The 19,473-nt window shown below is 43.4% G+C and carries 16 protein-coding genes and 1 pseudogene; 15 read left to right on the top strand and 2 right to left on the bottom strand.

Going from position 1 to position 19,473, the window contains the following annotated elements; genetic code table 11:
* Positions 1-139: 139 nt before the first annotated feature.
* The 10 genes and pseudogenes from ACG3M1_RS15035 to ACG3M1_RS14990 all read left to right on the top strand — a co-directional run bounded on the left by ACG3M1_RS15035 (position 140) and on the right by ACG3M1_RS14990 (position 12,703).
* Positions 140-1,372: an MFS transporter gene (locus tag ACG3M1_RS15035; RefSeq protein WP_002610055.1), complete on the top strand. Its 1,233-nt coding sequence runs from the start codon at positions 140-142 to the stop codon at positions 1,370-1,372.
* A gap of 19 nt (positions 1,373-1,391) precedes the next feature.
* The gene (locus tag ACG3M1_RS15030) at positions 1,392-2,483 is read left to right on the top strand and encodes an ArsR/SmtB family transcription factor (RefSeq protein ID WP_008817653.1); all 1,092 of its coding nucleotides are present in this window, start codon (positions 1,392-1,394) and stop codon (positions 2,481-2,483) included.
* Between the two features lie 297 nt (positions 2,484-2,780).
* The gene (locus tag ACG3M1_RS15025; protein WP_002610057.1) at positions 2,781-3,191 is read left to right on the top strand and encodes a winged helix-turn-helix transcriptional regulator; all 411 of its coding nucleotides are present in this window, start codon (positions 2,781-2,783) and stop codon (positions 3,189-3,191) included.
* A gap of 71 nt (positions 3,192-3,262) precedes the next feature.
* On the top strand, positions 3,263-3,553 hold the full coding sequence (locus tag ACG3M1_RS15020) for a hypothetical protein (RefSeq protein ID WP_008817652.1): 291 nt from the start codon (positions 3,263-3,265) through the stop codon (positions 3,551-3,553).
* 770 nt (positions 3,554-4,323) lie between these two features.
* Positions 4,324-4,857: a helix-turn-helix domain-containing protein gene (locus ACG3M1_RS15015; RefSeq protein ID WP_002610059.1), complete on the top strand. Its 534-nt coding sequence runs from the start codon at positions 4,324-4,326 to the stop codon at positions 4,855-4,857.
* A gap of 13 nt (positions 4,858-4,870) precedes the next feature.
* Positions 4,871-5,938: pseudogene (locus tag ACG3M1_RS15010) on the top strand (ABC transporter ATP-binding protein); the annotation flags it as partial.
* Between the two features lie 511 nt (positions 5,939-6,449).
* Positions 6,450-7,298 (top strand): ABC transporter permease, encoded by an 849-nt coding sequence (locus ACG3M1_RS15005; RefSeq protein ID WP_002610062.1) that lies wholly within the window; start codon positions 6,450-6,452, stop codon positions 7,296-7,298.
* A complete protein-coding gene (locus ACG3M1_RS15000) occupies positions 7,295-9,190 on the top strand; it encodes an extracellular solute-binding protein (RefSeq protein ID WP_008817651.1) in 1,896 nt (631 codons plus the stop codon). The genes ACG3M1_RS15005 and ACG3M1_RS15000 overlap by 4 nt, the downstream gene beginning before the upstream one ends.
* Positions 9,191-9,553: 363 nt before the next feature.
* A complete protein-coding gene (locus ACG3M1_RS14995) occupies positions 9,554-11,185 on the top strand; it encodes an AAA family ATPase (RefSeq protein ID WP_008817650.1) in 1,632 nt (543 codons plus the stop codon).
* Between the two features lie 360 nt (positions 11,186-11,545).
* Positions 11,546-12,703: an IS4 family transposase gene (locus ACG3M1_RS14990; protein ID WP_247230695.1), complete on the top strand. Its 1,158-nt coding sequence runs from the start codon at positions 11,546-11,548 to the stop codon at positions 12,701-12,703.
* A 321-nt stretch (positions 12,704-13,024) separates the two neighbouring features.
* Here ACG3M1_RS14990 and ACG3M1_RS14985 read toward each other — a convergent pair whose 3' ends face one another.
* Positions 13,025-13,912, bottom strand: coding sequence for a LysR family transcriptional regulator (locus ACG3M1_RS14985; RefSeq protein WP_008817648.1), 888 nt, complete (start codon positions 13,910-13,912; stop codon positions 13,025-13,027).
* An 81-nt stretch (positions 13,913-13,993) separates the two neighbouring features.
* On the opposite strand from ACG3M1_RS14985, the gene ACG3M1_RS14980 reads away from it, so the two are divergent.
* From ACG3M1_RS14980 to pepD, 3 genes are all read left to right on the top strand, one after another.
* The gene (locus ACG3M1_RS14980) at positions 13,994-14,569 is read left to right on the top strand and encodes a chromate transporter (protein WP_009271067.1); all 576 of its coding nucleotides are present in this window, start codon (positions 13,994-13,996) and stop codon (positions 14,567-14,569) included.
* Positions 14,566-15,117 carry a chromate transporter gene (locus ACG3M1_RS14975; protein WP_008817646.1) on the top strand — a complete coding sequence of 184 codons (552 nt, stop codon included), beginning with the start codon at positions 14,566-14,568 and terminating at the stop codon, positions 15,115-15,117. Before ACG3M1_RS14980 ends, ACG3M1_RS14975 begins: the two co-directional genes overlap by 4 nt.
* A gap of 112 nt (positions 15,118-15,229) precedes the next feature.
* Positions 15,230-16,663 (top strand): beta-Ala-His dipeptidase, encoded by a 1,434-nt coding sequence (gene pepD / locus ACG3M1_RS14970; protein ID WP_009271066.1) that lies wholly within the window; start codon positions 15,230-15,232, stop codon positions 16,661-16,663.
* A 46-nt stretch (positions 16,664-16,709) separates the two neighbouring features.
* Here the strand turns inward: pepD and ACG3M1_RS14965 are convergent, their stop codons facing one another.
* Entirely contained in the window at positions 16,710-16,880 is a 171-nt protein-coding gene (locus ACG3M1_RS14965; protein ID WP_153810618.1) for a hypothetical protein, read from the bottom strand.
* Between the two features lie 77 nt (positions 16,881-16,957).
* Between ACG3M1_RS14965 and ACG3M1_RS14960 the strand changes: the two genes are divergently transcribed.
* Together ACG3M1_RS14960 and ACG3M1_RS14955 are read left to right on the top strand one after the other, a co-directional pair.
* Positions 16,958-17,782: a MerR family transcriptional regulator gene (locus ACG3M1_RS14960; protein WP_008817644.1), complete on the top strand. Its 825-nt coding sequence runs from the start codon at positions 16,958-16,960 to the stop codon at positions 17,780-17,782.
* Positions 17,783-18,072: 290 nt separating this feature from the next.
* The gene (locus ACG3M1_RS14955; protein ID WP_009588356.1) at positions 18,073-19,461 is read left to right on the top strand and encodes a UDP-N-acetylmuramoyl-tripeptide--D-alanyl-D-alanine ligase; all 1,389 of its coding nucleotides are present in this window, start codon (positions 18,073-18,075) and stop codon (positions 19,459-19,461) included.
* Positions 19,462-19,473: the final 12 nt, after the last annotated feature.

Raw genomic sequence — 19,473 nt, 5'->3', positions numbered from 1 at the left:
ATATGGTTTATCTGCAAGTCTGGTTGTTGCAGAGCATCCTTGTAAATATTTATATATTAGATGTATGTCTAATATACTGATTGACAATTATCTATCTATATTGTATTATATATTCATCTAATAAAGGAGATAGATATATATGGAACAAGGTTATCGACAGATTTTCAAACAGAGAGAGTTTATGAAAATGACGGGAGCGAATTTTATCAACCGGTTTGGTGACTCCATCGATATGATTGCATTCACCTGGCTGATATTTGAACTCACAGGCTCCGCAAGCTGGTCTGCGATTATGCTGGGTGTGAATATGATACCAAATGTGCTCGTTCAGCCCTTCGCAGGAGCGATCGTGGAGCGTATGGAGAAAAAGAACATCATGATTGCTTGTGACATTTTACGGGGAATCCTTACAGCAGGCATTGCCGTATTGTATATGCTGTCAGCTCTGCAGCCGTGGATGCTGCTGCTGATCACGTTTTTGAACAACACACTGGAATCCTTTCGCAATCCGGCATCCACAGCCTTTACGCCACTGATTCTTGAACGTGAATATTATGATTTCGGTCTTTCCTTTTCTCAATCCTCATCCCGAATCTGTGAACTCATCGGTACAGGGATGGGCGGTATCCTGATTGCGGCAATCGGACTGTCGGGTGCAATTCTGTTTGATGTGGCCTCCTTCTTCCTCTCTGCACTCATCATCTGCTGTATTCACAGCAAGGAAATAACAGAGAAAGCAGAAGTGGATATCCACAAAAGTATATACCTGTTGAAGGAAGGCTTTCGTTATGTAAAGGGCATGCCGCTGTTAATCGTCATCTGCGCCTGTGCAATGCTGATGAATATGCTTCTGGTACCGTATAATTCCTTTCAGGCTCCTTATATCAGCGGAATTCTGCATCAGGGGGCGGATTTATTATCCGTATCCTCTTTGGCTCTTTCCGTCGGTATGGGCATCGGATCCTTCGTATATCCGTATCTGCACAAGCATATGCGCAACCGGCCGCTGCTGTTAACTGGCGGTGTTTCCACCGGATTTTATTATCTGGCGCTGACGCAGATTGCACATCTGCAGGGTACCGTGGTGATTTATTGCACAATGGCAGTAGCTGCCTTCCTGTTCGGGTTCTGTATCGCTATTCTGATGAACATCGTTACGATATCCTTTATGAAGCATGTGGAGCAGTGCTATCTAGCCAGAGTCAGTGCCATCTTTAATGCTTCGGCAACCATTGCTACTCCGCTGACCTCCTTTGCAATGAGCGTTGTCTGTCTGTATGTGTCTCTCCCTGTAATTTTCGCATCCTTTGCTTTGTTTACTTTCGTGGTGTTTACTGGTATGATATTCCTGAAACAGTTGAAAAATCTGTAATGTAAAGGAGTTGGCGAGAGTGAAAATCCTGTTTAAAAACCATTTTCAGCCTATGCTGGAATGCTGTGAGCTACTGGAGGACTGCCTCAGAAAGGAACGCTATGAGGAGACCTTGCGGGGAGAGCATCTGCCGATTGAGGAGGAGAAACGTATCCAGTCTCATATCGACGTTTTGACCGATATTCGTTCCGAGGTGGATGCTGTATTTCTGCAGGACTATAAAGATTTGTCACTTTTGTTTGAAGATAAGAAAAACGGGAAAGTCACTCCTTTTCGCAGCTTTTTCATCAGTTATCTGGATATGGAGGAAACAGACTGGAAGCTGCAGCTGCAGAGGCTGCGCAGGGTCTGCGAGAAAGACCGCCTCTGTCTGATCCGTGCGTATATCAGCAATTTCGATGAAGATAAGGATTATAAAAATGTGGAGGATGCGGTTCTTCTGCAGGATCTCAATGCCACCTCACTATCAGCTGAGGATAAATGGGAGCTGTTGATGAAGGCACAGGATATGACGGCCGTACTGGATCGATGGGAGGAGCTTTTTATTAAGCTGCTTGCAGTGCTGGACCGGTATCAGAAGGAATATGCTGAGGCAGCAAGGCAGTTTGAGGATATGATAGAGAATCATGAGGAACTGCTGAAAGAACTGAGTGAGCTTACCGGCATGAAGCTGGACGAGGTTCTGTTCAAATCCGAGGAGCTGTTGATCCTGCCAGCCTTTTCGGGTTTTCGTTCCCTGTCCTTTCTGACACAGGATCTGAATGAGCATGGAAAGGCAACCCTCATCTGGGGGCTGGATATACTGTCTCTTCTGAAATATAAGAAGGCGGGCATGTCTGTGGATACCATCTGCACCAGTCTGAAGCTGCTCAGTGATAAAAGCAAGTTTGAAATTTTGTGCTATGTATCCCGGCAATGTGCCTATGGGGCGCAGATTGCCAAGGAGCTGCAGCTCACAACCCCAACCATCAGCTATCATATGCAGGCTTTGATGAATGCCGGATTCATTAAATTCCGCAAGGAAAACAACCGCCTGTACTATTCTCTGAACCGGGAATATCTGGAGGAATTTCTGGAGATGACAAAGCAGAAGCTGCTGTCTAATTCCTAGTAAAATGCTTCACATATTTTCACGTATTTCAAACATTTTTTATCCAAATAAATATCATATACTATTACACGAGCAGGGAAGTTAACCTTGCTTGTATGTACTCATCATTCTCCCTAATGATAATTCATACAATTTTCTATCCCCTTAAATAACATAATTTTTGGAAAAGCCGGAACCCCTTAACCGGCTTTTTCCATTTTTTGTATGTAAAGCCGTTTTTTCCTAAAAAGTGTCAAGTTGCAGAGGCATTGTTGCACAAACTGCATGTTTCTGATAGGATGTACGCAAGAGGTGTTGATGATGAAGGTAACTGCATATAAAGACCCGCTGACCCTGAGTGTGGATATCGCGCAGGAGCGGGAAAAGGCATTGGTGCTTTGGGAAATGGAAAAACGCAAAAAACGGCTGGAGGAGCTGTGTAAAGCCATCCCTTCCATGCTGAAAAAAGAAATCATGGAGCAACTGGATGAGCTGATTGCCCTGGGACTTGTTTCCCGGATTGTCCATGTTCATAAAAAGCCGACCATGATTGAATATGCGCTGACAAACCGCGGAGCAATGCTTTTGAAGTGTCTGCGAAAAATGATGGATGTCGGTATCGGTATCATGATGGATTATCATATGGAGGAGATTCTGATACAGGAGGGCTATATCGAACGGGTGGAGGTAGCATCAGAATCCGATGCTGAAACGCTGCAGAATGCATAAAGCTCTGCAGTTTTTTTATTGTGACATATATTATGTAACAATATAGTCTATACTAGCATTGAGGTGATTGTATGGCTTATCTGTCATTTCCGGATTTCATGGAAAAAAAACGGTATCGGTTTCAAAGCAGACTGTGGGAGGGGGATCCCATGTATCGCTCAAAAATCTGGAAGGCACATCGACAGGAATATGCGAGGGTCTGCCGGTTTGGGAAATATGCCAATGACCAAAAGCTTCTGGATGAGGAGGTTATGCAGTATGAGCGCCGCATTCTGGAGGCTAGAAGAAACAGCGGTATGCTCACTGAGAAGGAATTCAGACAGCTTCAGGACGAATTGCTTATGCAGTTTCCCTTATGGTGAAGTATCCGTACAGTGCCTTTGCCCTGCATGTAAAGCAGGATGCTCAACTCTTTCTTCATGAGATAAAAAAAGCCACCCATTGGTGGCATGCCGCAAAAATACTGCCTAGGTATCTTTCTTTACAGGCGGCAACAGTAACATTATAGAGGGAAGGCACCGTGTTTGTAAAGCTCATAGCGGCAGAAAAATCCAAGTTAATGAAAAGTTTATATTTGCATAAGCATGATACATGTTTTTAGGATGTAAGCGATTAACATAGCAGGTGATCCCCCTTTGCATATGAATTATGTGTTTGTATGGGGGAGGATATGTCTGCTGTATCAAAATGCGGTCTTTTCGTATAGAGAATGCCGCATAGCTTGTGATGAATAGAATGGCAATATGCCTTTATGCAAAGGCTGAAACAAGAAAAAAGGCGCTAGGGATACGCCTTTTTTCTTAATACAATAAATTATTAAGGGGATAGAATGTATAGAAAATAATTAGGGGAGTTATTTTCTATCTAGGCGAAGAATATCTTTGCCCACAGTTACTATAATAAAAAGATATAGTTAAAAGATATGTAAATTATGTGAAAATATGTGATTAAACCGGAATTTTTCCTGTTTACCAATGGAAACTTTTTGGTTTTGTTATTCTATTAAACAAAAAGTTTAAAATATTAAACTTTTTTCATACAGGGTATTGCATATGTCCGGTTTTATGATATAATCATCCTGTTTCAAATATCATACGGAAAGTTTAGTATTACTAAACAAAGGGAGGTATGTATGGATATCGGGCAGAAGATAAGGCAGTTGCGAACACAGAACAATCTTACTTTGGAGGAACTCGCGTCGCGGAGTGAATTAACGAAGGGCTTTTTATCGCAGGTTGAACGTAACCTTACCTCCCCTTCCGTTTCCACTCTGGAGGATATTTTAGAGGCGCTGGGTACCGACCTGGCGTCTTTTTTTAAAGACAGCAAGGAGAACAAGGTCGTCTTTAAAAAGGAGGATTATTTCGTGGATGAGCATGAGGAGTATTGTATCCACTGGATCGTACCGAATGCGCAGAAAAATGAAATGGAGCCGATTTTGCTGGAGCTGTCCCCACAGGGCAGCAGCAAGGAATTTGACCCGCATGACGGGGAGGAATTCGGCTACGTGCTGGAGGGCAGGATCACGCTGGTGAACGGCGATAAGGAATATCCTGTAAAAAAGGGGGAAACCTTTTATATTAACGGGAAATACCGGCATTATTTGAAAAACAACGGAAAGAATGAGGCGCGGGTATTGTGGATCACCACACCGCCGCTGTTTTAAGGAGGCGTAAGCAATGGAAGAGAAAAAGCTGATACAGTTTCAGAATATCGTAAAGGACTTTGACGGTACACTGGTGCTGAAGGGAATCAATCTCGATATTTATGAGAATGAATTTGTGACACTGCTGGGACCCAGCGGATGCGGGAAAACAACACTTTTGCGAATTCTCGGGGGATTTCTGAATCAAAGCGAGGGGCATGTGATTTTCGACGGGGAGGATATCACGGATGTGCCTCCTTATAAACGGGAGCTGAATACGGTATTTCAGAAATACGCACTGTTTCCGCATATGAATGTATATGACAATATTGCGTTCGGCTTGAAAATCAAGAAGATGAGTAAGGATGTCATTGAGCAGAAGGTGCTGAAGATGCTGAAGCTGATCGGTCTTGAGGGCTATGAGAAAAAGGATGTCACCTTGTTATCTGGGGGACAGCAGCAGCGTATCGCAATTGCGCGTGCTCTGGTGAATGAACCGAAGGTGCTGCTTCTGGATGAGCCGCTTGGTGCACTGGATCTGAAGCTGCGTAAGGAAATGCAGTACGAGCTGAAGAAGATTCAGCAGGAGGTTGGCATCACCTTTATCTATGTAACCCATGATCAGGAAGAGGCCTTGACGATGTCGGATAAAATCGTGGTCATGAAGGATGGCGAAATACAGCAGGTAGGAACACCGACGGATATTTACAATGAGCCGGAGAACCGCTATGTTGCGAATTTTATCGGGGAAAGCAATATCATACCGGGCGTCATGCTGGATGATTACAAGGTGATGTTTGATGATATCAGCTTTGACTGCGTGGATTTCGGCTTTAAGAAAAACGAAAAGGTGGATGTCGTCATACGTCCGGAGGATTTGGATATCGTGAAGGAAGAGGACGGCAAAATGACAGGTATCGTGAAAAGTGTGCTGTTTAAGGGTGTGCATTATGAAATCATGGTGGAAACCGTTCCGGGAACCACTGTTAGTGTCATGATGAATGTAACGGAGGAGCACGACGTTTCCAGCAGTGATGCCAAAGAGCGTATTTCCGCCAATGACTTCTATGTGGATATCGAGGATGTGAAGGAGCTCAACGATGCGGAAATCATCGCCCGTGCGGATGCACAGGCATGGAGCCCGCAGGATGATGAGTATATTTCCATCAATAAAATTGAATATGATATACCGGAGGAGATCGGTACGTATCCGGTTACCTTCTCCACAAGCTCCGGAACGAGTGTATCCATCAAGGTGTTTGTGGTGCAGCAGAAATACGTGGAGAATCCAAAGGCGAACGAAGCGATTTCCGCCTTCAATTTCTTTAAAACCGTGGACGAGCTGAAGGAGAGTGCAGCCATTGATACCGATTTGAAAACCTGGGCAAATGCACAGAGCTGGAAGCTGAGTGATGAAAGCGATGTGGAAATTTCCGATGTGGATTATGATTTTGATCCGGATAATATTACTGCGGGAACCTATCAGGTAACCTTCTCCACACAGGGTAGGGAATTTAAGGTTCATACAACGGATATTGCCGAGGAAGGAGCCGAAGTGGGTCTGAGCTTCTATCCGGAGGATATCCATGTCATGAGCAAGATGGGATACTGATATGAAGACCTTTAAGCGATTAACATATCCGTATATCATATGGATTACTGCCATGATCGTTATTCCCATGCTTCTGATTATCGTATATGCCTTTACGAAGCAGGGAAATGATGTGGCAACGCTGCAGTTTACACTGGAGCATTTCAAAAAATTCTTTACAGACCCTGATTTCTTAAAAACGCTGTGGCTTTCCCTCAGGATTGCCTTAATGACAACGGTATTGTGTGTGCTGATCGGGTATCCGGTAGCATATGCAATATCCCAGTCCAGCAAGCGCAATCTTCTGATTCTGCTTGTTACATTGCCGATGTGGATCAACATGCTGGTGCGTACGTACGCATGGATTGGTATTCTGGCAGATAACGGGCTGATCAATCACATTCTGACCTACTTCGGTATGGAGCCTGCGAAGCTGCTGTATACGGATGGTGCCGTGGTGCTTGGAATGGTATACAACTTTATACCGTTTATGATTCTGCAGATTGAATCCTCACTGGCGAAAATGGACCGCTCGCTGCTGGATGCGGCAAATGATCTTGGCGCAAACCGCGTGGAACGGTTTCGTAAGATCACCTTTCCCTTATCACTGCCCGGTGTGATATCCGGGATTACGCTTGTGTTTCTGCCATCAGTGTCCAGCTTTGTCATTCCCAAGCTGATGGGTGGCGGCGGCTACATGATGATTGGAAATGTCATTGAAAATCAGTTTATTACGGTAGGTGAGTGGAATTTCGGAAGTGCCATTTCCATGATCATGGCAGTGATTATCATGATCAGTATGTATGTAACACGGCGTCTGGATAAGGGAGATGACAGCGTCCGTGCAAAACGGGGAGGGAATGTGCAATGAAAAACAGCAAGCTTTCCAGAAGACTCATCCTCGGCTGTGTGATGGTGTTCTTCTACTTTCCAATATTATATATGTTGATTTTTTCCTTCAACGGCAGCCGCTCCCTGACAAGCTTTGACGGCTTCTCCCTGCAGTGGTATCACAAGATGTTCAATGACCGCAATATGATGGAGGCCATCTATTATACACTGGTTACCGCGGTGGTGGCGACGTTTGTATCCACGATTGTCGGAACGATTACCGCCATCGGGCTGAGCAAATCGCGCCGTATCGTGCGGGAGGTTGTACAGCAGATCAACGATCTTCCTATCATGAATCCGGAAATCGTTACTGCGGTGGGACTGATGCTGTTTTATGTGTCCCTGCATATGGAAAAGGGCTTTTTGACCATGCTGCTGGCACATATCGCATTTTGTACGCCGTATGTGATCTTAAGTGTCATGCCGAAGCTTCGCGGGCTGGATCCCAACCTGGCAGAGGCGGCTATGGATCTGGGCGCAAGACCGACGCAGGCAATGTGGAAGGTCATTGTTCCACAGATCATGCCGGGAGTGGTATCCGGTGCGCTCATTGCCTTTACGATGTCCTTTGATGATTTCATTATCTCATATTTTGTGACCGGCAACGGAGTGAAAAATATTTCCACACTGGTTTGGACGATGAGTAAGCGGATCAATCCGAGCATCAACTCCTTATCCACACTGATTGTCATTATGATTACCATTACGCTGCTCATTGTGAACATTGTTCCTTTGGTGCGTGAGAAGGCAGCCCGCAACAATAAGCCGATTTCCTATAAGGTCAGCGGCATTGTCGGTATGTGCTTTGTACTGGTGATTGGAGGACTTTTATTCGCTTTAAAGGGCGGTGTCGGCAGCACCTCGACAGAGGATGCCATTGCGAAATATGGCAGCGATACGCTGAAGGTGTACAACTGGGGAGAATATATGGATCCGGATGTCAATGCGGCTTTTGAAAAGCAGTATGGGGTAAAGGTGATTTACGATACCTTTGATTCCAATGAGCTGATGTATACCAAGCTGCAGGGGGGCGAAAGCTATGATGTTCTCGTACCGAGTGATTATATGATTGAGCGTCTGATCAAGGAAGAAAAGCTGCAGCCGCTGGATAAAGGTGTTGTTACGAATCTGGCAGTGCTGGCAGACGGTGTCAAGGGACTGTCCTATGACCCTGATAACACGTATTCCGCACCGTATTTCTGGGGTACGGTCGGTATTGTCTATAATAAAAACAACGTGGCAAAAGCCGATCTGGAAAAAGAGGGCTTCAATATTTTCCAGGATACAAAATACAAGGGAAGACTGTATCTGTATGATTCGGAACGCGACAGCTTCATGATGGCTCTTAAGGCACTGGGCTATTCCATGAATACCTCCAGCGAAAAGGAGCTGCATGCGGCCTATGAGTGGCTGGTGAAAGCCGTATCCACGATGGATCCGGAAATCGTGACAGATGAGGTCATCGATGCGATGATCAACGGCAATAAGGATTTGGCCCTGGTATACAGCGGTGATGCAGCCTTCATACTGTCAGAGAATGAGGATATGGAATATTTCATGCCGAAGGAAGGAACCAATCTGTGGAGTGATGCCATGGTAATTCCAAAGGATGCCAAAAATCCGAAGCTGGCAAATGAATATATCAACTTTGTTCTGGAATATGAGCAGAGTATGAAAAATTCATTGTTTGTCGGCTATGCTTCAAGCAATGGCGAGGTATTGGATGAGCTGAGCGGCAAGGATGGCGAATTTTATGGAAACAATGCGTATATGCCGCGTGTCGGGTATCCGAAGGACGAGATCTTTGAATATAATGAAAAGACGAAGAAGCTGATTTCTGATTACTGGACTAAGGTGAAAATAGCGAAATAGAGGTGGAATTCATGAAAAAAGCAATCTATCGCATTCTGATACTTATGGTCGTCGCCGTGATGGTTGTGTTATCTGTACTGCATTTTTAAGAATTGCAGTGGCGATTTTTAGATATGCTGGATAAAAAGAGATTCTATTTCCTACATGTTATAAATGATAAATTGTTTGTCACAAAATAAGTTCTATACAAAAGATGATTATGAATAAAAATATCAATAGATGTAGAGGATACGCTATTGATATTTTTAATTATGTAGGCTGAATCCTACAAAGGATGATTTCTGTGATTCCTTATGTTTTCATGCTGTGAAGGACTGGATTTGATATTTCTATGGTATAATAAAGAAAATGGCAGGTGATGTTATGAAGAGGATTCCAATCGGGCTAAAGGATTATAAAAAGCTGAAGGATGAAAACTATTATGTTGTAGATAAAAGCCTTATGATAAAGGAATATATGGATCGGGGCAGTGAGGTTACGTTAATCACAAGGCCTAGGCGCTTTGGAAAAACAATCAATATGAGTATGCTTGCGGAGTTTTTTGATATTACGAAAGACTCCAGAGAGATATTCAAAGATACTGCTGTCATGCATACATCTACAGCGGATGAAATAAATAGGTATCCTACGATTTTTCTAACATTTGCGGATGCGAAAGGTTCAAAGGAGAACATTATTTATCAGATCAAAAGCCAGCTAATGACGGCATATGACACGTATGCACATGTCTATGAGGAATTAAGGACATTTGAGAGGGTAAAGCTTGAGCGGATATCCACAGGACTGATGGAGGAGGAAAATGTCAGTTTAGATAAATTAACAAATGCCATTAGCTTTCTGATGTTAAAGTGCCATCAGTATTATGGAAAAAAGGTTATGCTGTTTATCGATGAGTATGATACACCGTTTATCGAAGCGCATGCTCTTGGTTTTTATGATGAATTACGTGGTGGACTTGCATCCATGCTGCACACTTCATTGAAAACAAGCAATGATTTGCAGTATGCCATGCTCACAGGTATTCAGCGGGTTGCGAAAGAGAATATTTTCTCTGATTTGAATAATCCGCTTGTATGTACCGTTAAGGATCGAGAATATGCTGAATATTTTGGTTTTACGAAACAAGAGGTTAAGGAACTGCTGGAAGCCTATGGTTTTGTATATGACGATGCAGTGCGACAGATGTATGATGGCTACAATATGGGAGGAATTGATATTTACAATCCCTGGTCGATTATTAATTATGTCAATCGTGGGGAGCTTATCCCTTACTGGGTGAATACCAGTTCAAACAAAATGATAAAATCAGCGATGCAGGACTGCGAGGCATCTTTCAAAGATGGATATGAAGAGCTGATAAGAACAGAAACTGTGAATACTCTCGTTAATTTTGAAACTTCCTTTTTTGAAATCAGAGAAACAAGCAGTCTGTGGGGATTATTTGTGAATGCCGGTTATTTAACAGTGGAAAAAGTTGTTGATCCACTATTGGGGAAATATATACTACGGATACCAAATAAAGAAATTGTAAGCGAATTTAGTTCGCTTACAGCACATTATCTTCATATAGACGAGAATAGTCTGGATATTTTACTAGATAAATTCCTTCAACAGAATTGGGATGCATTTTTAGACGGTTATCAGAAAATACTGATGAAAACAATGAGCTATTTCGATTTAATTAATGAAAATTCATATCAAACGCTGTTACTGGGAATGCTCATACGTTTAGATAACCGTTATGAGATTATCAGTAATCGGGAACAGGGAGAGGGAAGATTCGATATTTGTTTAAAAAACAGGAATGCAGAAGATCCATCCATCATCATTGAATTAAAATATACGAAGGATGTAAGCAAAGGTTTACAGGATTTAGCACATCAGGCATGTATCCAGATTACAGAAAAGCAATATGGCTATCCTATGCAGAAGGTGATAAAAATAGGACTGGCGCATTGTGGGAAACAGGCAAGAATGTACGTACAAAGGGACTGATTATGCAGTCCTTTTGCTTTTGATATAGAGGTTTCTAAATAATCGAGCTTTTATTGCCGGAAAATGGAAAACCATCATTGATGAAAGGAAGTATGTCTAAATGACAATCAGGTATTATATTGTAAAATTTACATATAAGCTTCCCAATGTCATTAAGTTAAAGAAAAATAGATGAGAGACATTTATACAAAAAGTATAGGTGTCTTTTTTATTTAGGCTTGACAAAATCAGAAAAATCGTGCGCTCCGTTACACTTCGCGCTTTTGTAAGGTGTAGGAGGTGATCTTATATGATCCTTAGTAATAATTTCAATGCTTGTTCTACCTTCATATCTGATAAAAGAATTGAGGGGATTGTGGTATGATCTCTATCCATAAAACACTTTTCAATTCTTTGGATAAGATTTTAAATAAGGCGGATCGTTTGAAATATGATCAACATTTTGTCACACATGAAAGTTCTGATTTCACTCGTAAATCTAGAAAGCTATCTTTTAAAGATACTGTTTCATTCATCTTATCAATGGCGGGTAAGCCTATCCGGGAAGAACTACTTGATTTTTTCCATTACTCAAATAACACCCCAACTGCCTCTGCACTTGTCCAGGCACGTTCTAAAATTTCTTCACGTGTTTTTCAATATATTTTGAATGAACTGAATAAAGCATTTCCACCTGATAATTTATATAAGGGCTATCATCTTATTGCGGTCGATGGGTCTGAAATGCAAATACCACTTGATTTTAGTGATCCCGATACGTTACATAAAAGTGCATCGAAAGGAAAATTTCTATCTGCTTTTCATCTTAATGTCAGCTATGATGTTTTAAACCATCGTTATTTAGATACGATCGTTCAAGGGATTCATAGTAAGAACGAGGTCGAAGCCATGTGGAAAATAGTTGAACGTTTTCACGATGATAATGCTATTTTTATCGCAGATAGAAATTATGCAACCTGGAATACTATGGCACATATCATACAGTCGGGTAAGTCCTTCCTGATACGTGTGAAAGATATACACTCGATTTCCAGTCTTTTAAGAAAATTCAATCTGCCAGATGAAGAATTTGATTTGGATTTACATATCACATTGACAAGAAAACAGACCAAAGATATAAAATCTCAACCAGAGAAATATCGTTTCTTATCTACTACATCTACGTTTGATTTTATTGATGAACATAATCCTGAGTATGTACTTCATTTCCGTGTAGTTCGATTTAAGCTGGATGGTAGTGAAGAATATGAATCCATCATCACAAATTTAAGCCGGGATGAATTTAGTAAGGATGAAATAAAAGAAATATACAATACTCGATGGGGTATAGAATTATCGTTCCGTGACCTTAAATTTTCAGCGGATCTGTGTGCTGTTCATGCGAAAAAACGAGAAAGCATCCAACAGGAGATTTGGGCAAGGATGATACTGTATAATATATCTTTTATTATGGCTCATCATATAATAAATAAAAAGCCAAAGGGAAAGGGTAAGAAAAAAAGTATTCTTATGCGATAAACAAAAAAATGGCGATACATCATTGTCGCTATTTTATCCAGCATTATAAAAGAAAAGGCGGTCACCCGCCTGATCTTGAAAATCTCATTTCACAAGATATCTTACCAATCCGCCAAAATCGAAAATGTAAGAGGCTTATGAAATCACAAACGCTAGTATGTTTCAACTACCGCTTTTCTTAATACGATATAATTATAACTCAAAAGTTTATAAATTGCTTGAAAAATCTTCTTTTTGTCATGCATTTTTTTCAGAATACTCTTAATCCTATCAGAATGAGATAAAATAAAACCGCATCCTGTTTGTTTTCATCCTCTTAACTTAATGATATTGATAAGCTTCCTGTTTTTCTGCTAGCTTCAACAGCTCACGCATAGGGGCATTGAGATGCTTATGCTTCTTATAGACAATATGATTGACATTCATAAGCTTTAGCTGCGGCAATTGGATTTCACATAATTCTCCCTGCTTCAGTTTTTTTCTTACCATTCGCTCCGGCAATATGGCGATTCCAAAGCCCTCCTGCGCCCCCTTCATCAAAACTGTGGAATTGGTCGATGTCCAAGCGGCTTGCGGACATAGATCGTGCAATAGCATAAAGCTGTCAAAGGTTTCGCGGATTGCACTTCCTTTTTCCCGTAAGAGAAGAGGAAGCTCTGCCAGGGTATTCAGCTTGTCTACCGTATGATGGACAAGAAAATCCGGACTGCAGACTGCCTTGAGCTGGTAGAAGGAAAGCGGCTGGACAATTAGAGAATCCTGCTGTATGACACCCTCCAGAAACGCAATATCAATCGCATGCTGCTGCAGCTGTTCCAGAATCGCTGAGGTACTTGCTACTGTGACACGGATTTGCAGCTTCGGGTAAGCCTGTTGCAACTGCTTCATCAGCGGACAAAGCAGCTCATTGGCAATCGTAATACTGGAGCCGATTTGTAATATGGAGGCTTCCTGTAACAAAGCAGCATCCTGTTTCATGCTGTCATATAGCTGCAGCAGCTGCTGTACCTGCTGGAGAAACTGTTCACCAACCGGCGTCATAATCGTCTTCTTTGGAAACCGTTCAAATAAAGGAAGCTGCAGTTCTTCCTCCAGCTCATGAATTGCTTTGGATACGGCAGGCTGCGTCATATACAGCTTCTGTGCTGCTTTTGTGAAGCTTTTTTCCTGAGCCACTGCCTGAAAAATTCGGAATCTGCGTATATCCATGTCCACCTCCATAACCATTTGGTTATCTATCTTATAAAATAATATAATTTTATGTATCCGGTGTCAAATGCTATCATAAACATGGTGATAAAAATGAAAAGCTATAAAGATATTGTCTGGCTGTTTAGTATCAATGTATTTATCAGCACCTTTACCTTTGGCGGAGGCTATGTGGTGATACCGATGATACGAAAATATTATGTGGAGAAAAAAGCCTATTTTGACGAGGATGAGCTCATGAAGATTGCGGCGATTGCACAATCCTCACCAGGTGCGATTGCAATTAACATGAGTGCCCTGGCAGGCTATCGTGTCAAAGGGGTAAGCGGAATGATCATCAGCTGTATCGCTGCGATTTTACCGCCGTTAGTGATTCTGGCGGTAGTTTCAACGCTATATGCCGTTATTCAAAACAATACGGTCGTACAGGCTGTCCTGCATGGAATGGAGGCTGGTGTGGCAGCGCTGATCGTGGATTTGATTGTGGATATGTACGCACTGATTTGTAAGGAAAAGGAATTCTTTTTTACACTCATGACACCGCTTGTCTGCATGCTGAATTATTTTTTTCAGATCAACGTGGCGATCCTTATCATCGCCAGTGCGCTGCTTTGTGTGATGCGTGTTTACTGTAAGAGAAGGAGTGTGCGAATATGAAGCTGCTGCAGCTGTTCTTTGCATTTTTCCGTATCGGATTGTTCAGCATTGGTGGCGGTTATGCCATCATCCCGATGATTCGTGATCAGGTGGTGCTGTCCAATCACTGGCTGAGCATGCGGGAATTTACGGATATCATAACCATTTCTCAAATGACGCCGGGGCCTCTGGCTGTCAATACCTCGACCTTTGTCGGTATGCGGGTAGCCGGTGTCAGCGGAGCACTGGCAGCCACCATTGGCTGCATTTGTATGGGCGTGCTTATTTCCTATGTGCTCTATCATATCTTTCAGCGGTTTTCTTCCTCCGTCTTTTTCATGGAAATACTGAAGGGCCTGAAGGCAGCCTCGCTGGGGCTGATCATGTCCGCTGCACTGATTCTGCTTGCAATCGCGTTTTTCAAAAACGGGGATTTGAAGCTGTCCTCTTTGCAGCCTGCGGCAGTCGCTATCTTTACCATCGTGCTATGGATCAGCAGAAAATGGAAAATCAATCCGATTGCATTGATGCTGCTGTCCGGTCTGCTTGGCGTATGGATCTATCAGTAGCTCTAGTTTCAGCAGTTCTATGCCGTTTTAAAAATCAGGGCTTTTTAGGGTGTGAAATAGAGTTTTCTTCATGAAATGTGGTACAATAGCAGGGAACATACGGAGGTAATCTATGGAACATATTTTGAATCATGAAAAGGCTCATCAGAAGTATTTTGAAGAAATGACGGCAATTCCGCACGGCTCTTATCATGAGCAGGCATACAGTGCGTATCTGGTGGCGTTTGCAAAGGAACACGGACTGAAATGGATACAGGATGAACTGTATAATGTCATCATCTATAAAGATGCTTCAGCCGGCTATGAGGATCATGCCCCTGTGCTGCTACAGGCACATACGGATATGGTATGCGAAAAGAACAAGGATACGGATTTTGATTTTGAAAAGGATGCACTGAAGCTGTATATTGAAGACGGCTTTCTAAAGGCAAGAGGAACAACACTTGGCGCAGATGACGGCGTCGGTGTTGCCTATATGCTGGCTCTGCTCAGCGATCCGGATGCAAAGCACCCGCCTCTGGAATGCGTGTTTACAGTACAGGAAGAGGTGGGACTCTTTGGTGCCATGGCACTGAAAAAGGAATATTTTCAGGCAAAGCGAATGATCAATCTGGATGATGGCGGAGAAAATGCCACCTGTACAACAAGTGCAGGGGGTGTGAATGTCATTATGCAAAAGGAACGCATTCTGGTGCCGCATGATGGAAACGGCTATCAGATTGATGTGTTCGGACTTCACGGCGGACATTCCGGCGGAGAAATCGACAAGGAGCATGGGAATGCGAATAAGCTGCTGGCACGGGTCTTGTTCACGCTGAACCGACGGTATGGTGTACAGCTGAGCTGGATACAGGGGGGGATCAAGGACAATGCGATTCCTCGGGAAGCATCTGCGGCATTTGTGTGTCAGGCGGATTTGGAAACAGTTGCGGCCTGTGTACAGGAAATGAAAACCATCTTTGCTAAGGAGCTGGAGTTCAGTGATGCCGGTGTTGACGTCGCTGTAAAGGAAGTGGCTTGTGACGGTGTCTTATGCATTGAAGACAGTGAAGAGGTGATCACGCTTTTGATGACACTGCCAAACGGTCTGCGTCATCATTCCATGAGCATTGAAGGACTGAGTACAGCGTCCAGCAACATCGGTGTTGTGACAACGCAAGAGGAGGCAATCATCATCAACGCTTCCTTACGCGGAGCTATGGAATCCTATGTGGATACACTGGCGATGGAGATGGATGCACTTGCGGAGGTATTCGGCTTTCACAGCGAGCATGAGGCAAGATATCCGGCATGGAGCTATCGTGCGGATTCTCCTATGCGTGAATGCCTGAAAGCAGTATGTCAAAAGGTGCTGGGAAAAGAGCTGCAGCTGGTGGCTGTGCATGGTGGTCTGGAATGCGGTGTTTTCAAAGCCATGGATGAGGATATGGATATCGTTACCATGGGACCGAAGATGCAGGATATTCATACACCGCAGGAAGCGCTGGATCTGGCATCCTTCGATGCGACCTTTACACTTTTAAGGGCTTATCTGGAGGAGCTGTAAGATAAGATATGCGTTATTTTGACCTACCGGTTAGGTGAATCTGATATCAAGCATATAATTCTGTTTTACCAGTAGAAAAGGAAAGCTGTGGCTGTCTATAGGATAACCGGCTTTCCTTTTTCATACAGCAGACGATAACGATGATTGCAGGCTTGGGGAACACAACGTAATCGCGTCTTATCTGTGCATCCGCATGGCAGATCTGCATCTCATCCATTCAGTGAGCACGTATTTTGCGGGTTGACTTGTCCCCGGGGTAAGGGTTTAATATAAAGGTTAACAGGAGGAATAAATATGCTGACAATCGGTGAGTTTTCCAAAATATGCAAGGTTTCCACCAAAACGCTACGATACTATGAAACGATTGATCTTTTGAATCCGATCTGTATCAAGGCAGAAAGCGGATACCGCTATTATGCCATCGAACAGCTGAAGAATATGCTGTTTATCAACCGCATGAAGACATACGGCTTTTCACTGGATGAAATCCGTACACTGCTGAAATGGGAGGAGCAGGGAGAATCAAAGCTATTGCAAAATGCCCTGCTTTCCCATCGCAAAGTATTGCAGGAGCAGATACTCTGGATGCAGCAGACTCTTCATGAGCTGGAAGCGGATGTAGCGACAGTGCAGAAAGAAGAGATGATCATGTCATATCTGGATGATATAGATATACAGCTGGTCGAGGAACCGGAGATGTTTCTTTTATCGACACGGCGCATGGTAAATATGGAGGACTGTGCAAAGGGCTTTATTTCTTTTTATGAGCCGCTGTTTGAAAAAATTCGCAAAGGACGGCTGACCATCTGCAAGGCGCCGCTTTCCATATATCACAGCAAGGAGTATCAGGATGAAGGCTTCGATATGGAATTTGCAATTCCGGTAAAGGAGCGGGTTACGGGTACGCGTGATTTCTCACCGGGGCTGTGTATCCGCACCGTATGCAGAGGAAGCTATCACCAGATTCCTTCCGTCTATGCAAGGCATCAGGAATGGATGGAAACGGAAGGCTATACCTATCGGCTTCCGCCGTATGATGTCTACATCACGCATCCGGATGAGGTGGCAGATATGGAAGAGAATATCACTGAAATCTATTCTCCGATCATGAAGCGCTAGGCAGCTGTGCATTTTACAGGGTGGATGCCGGTATAAAAAAGCGTGCAGGGTGATTCCATTCTCACAATACCCTGTTTCATAAACCACGGTGCTGCAGTGTTGACTCCGGTGGTTTTTTTTTGCCGTGTAGTTCGTTAAAGGCTTACATTCTTACGATTTACGTAAGCTGATGAATTTTACGAAATTCTTTGCTTCAACTTCTGATGCTTATGATATAATATTTAGCGTGTATATAGTCCTATTTCGTTTCATGAGAATAGAAGCGCTTAGGAAAATAGGAAACAGAAGGGATGAACCATATGATTATCCGATCGATAGACGCTATTATCCGCATGCTGGATGCGGATTACATAGAAAATGCAGATATTGAGGAAAAAATACAGGGTGTCTGCATTGACTCCAGAAAGGTGGTAGAGGGAAACCTGTATATACCGATTCATGGAGCGAACAACAACGGGCATGCCTATGTGCAGCAGGCCATTGATAACGGTGCGAGGGCTGTCTTGTGGGAACGAAGGGAAGCGAATCCTCCCAAGGAGATTGTCGTCATTCTAGTAGATGATACAACAGCAGCTTTGCAGCAGCTGGCTAAGGCTTATCGTGATCAACTAAATATGAAGGTTGTCGGAGTTACCGGCAGCAATGGAAAAACGAGTACGAAGGATATCCTTGCCTCCGTACTTGCAAAGCATTTTATTACGCAGAAAACACTTGGAAACTACAATAATGAAATCGGTGTACCGTTAACACTTCTTTCTTTGTCGGAAAACTGTGAGGCTGCGGTTGTGGAAATGGGAATGGAGAATCTGCAGGAGCTTTCCTTTCTGACACAGATCGTGCGTCCGGATATCGCTATTATTTCCAATGTCGGTACTGCACATCTGGAAAACCTTGGAACCATGGAGAATATAGCCAGAGCGAAGATGGAGATTACAGAGGGGCTTGGGGAGCATGGATTGCTGATTTATAATGGAGATCAGCAGCTTCTGCGCAATGCCGCCATTGAAAAACAGATACCGGGCTGCATTAAAATCCGTACGTTTGGTAAGGATGAGCAAAATGATGTAGTCGTGCATCAGGTGCGTCAGCTGCCAGACGGTCTGTGTTTTTCCATCAAAGATCAGGTGTACCACCTGGACATGATTGGAAAGCATCAGGCGATGAATGCCACAGCGGCATGGATCGCTGCAAGGGCACTTGGACTGGATGAGGAAGAAATAGCGCAGGGCTTTGCAAGCGTGGAGAAGACCGGACTGCGCAATGAGCTTGTCAGGGTGAATCAGTGTCTGATTTTGAATGATTCCTATAAATCCAATCCGCAGAGTGCCTTGGCTGCGGTGGATACCATGGAGGAATTTGACATACCCTATAAACTGGCGGTGCTGGGCGATATGCTGGAGCTTGGAGAAACGAGTGATATGATTCATTACACACTGGGTAAGGATATCAGCAGCTATCATTTGCAGGAGGTTCTCACAATCGGAGACATGGCATGTTATATTGCACAGGGGGCTAGAGATAATATGGAGCATACACTGGTGCGTCATTTTACAGATAAGGAAGAGCTTTTGAACTACCTGAGACCCTATATGCATAAGGAATGCATGCTGCTGGTGAAGGGAAGCCGCGGAATGAAGCTGGATGAAGTGGTGGATGAACTGGTAAAGGAACAACAGTAAGGAGTACATATA

Origin of the sequence: Clostridium sp. 10cd*, assembly GCF_044336395.1 — a bacterium.
GTDB lineage: Bacteria > Bacillota_I > Bacilli_A > Erysipelotrichales > Erysipelotrichaceae > Clostridium_AQ > Clostridium_AQ innocuum.
Note: the sequence above shows the minus strand (reverse complement) of the source record. Positions and strands in the feature narration are given on the sequence as shown.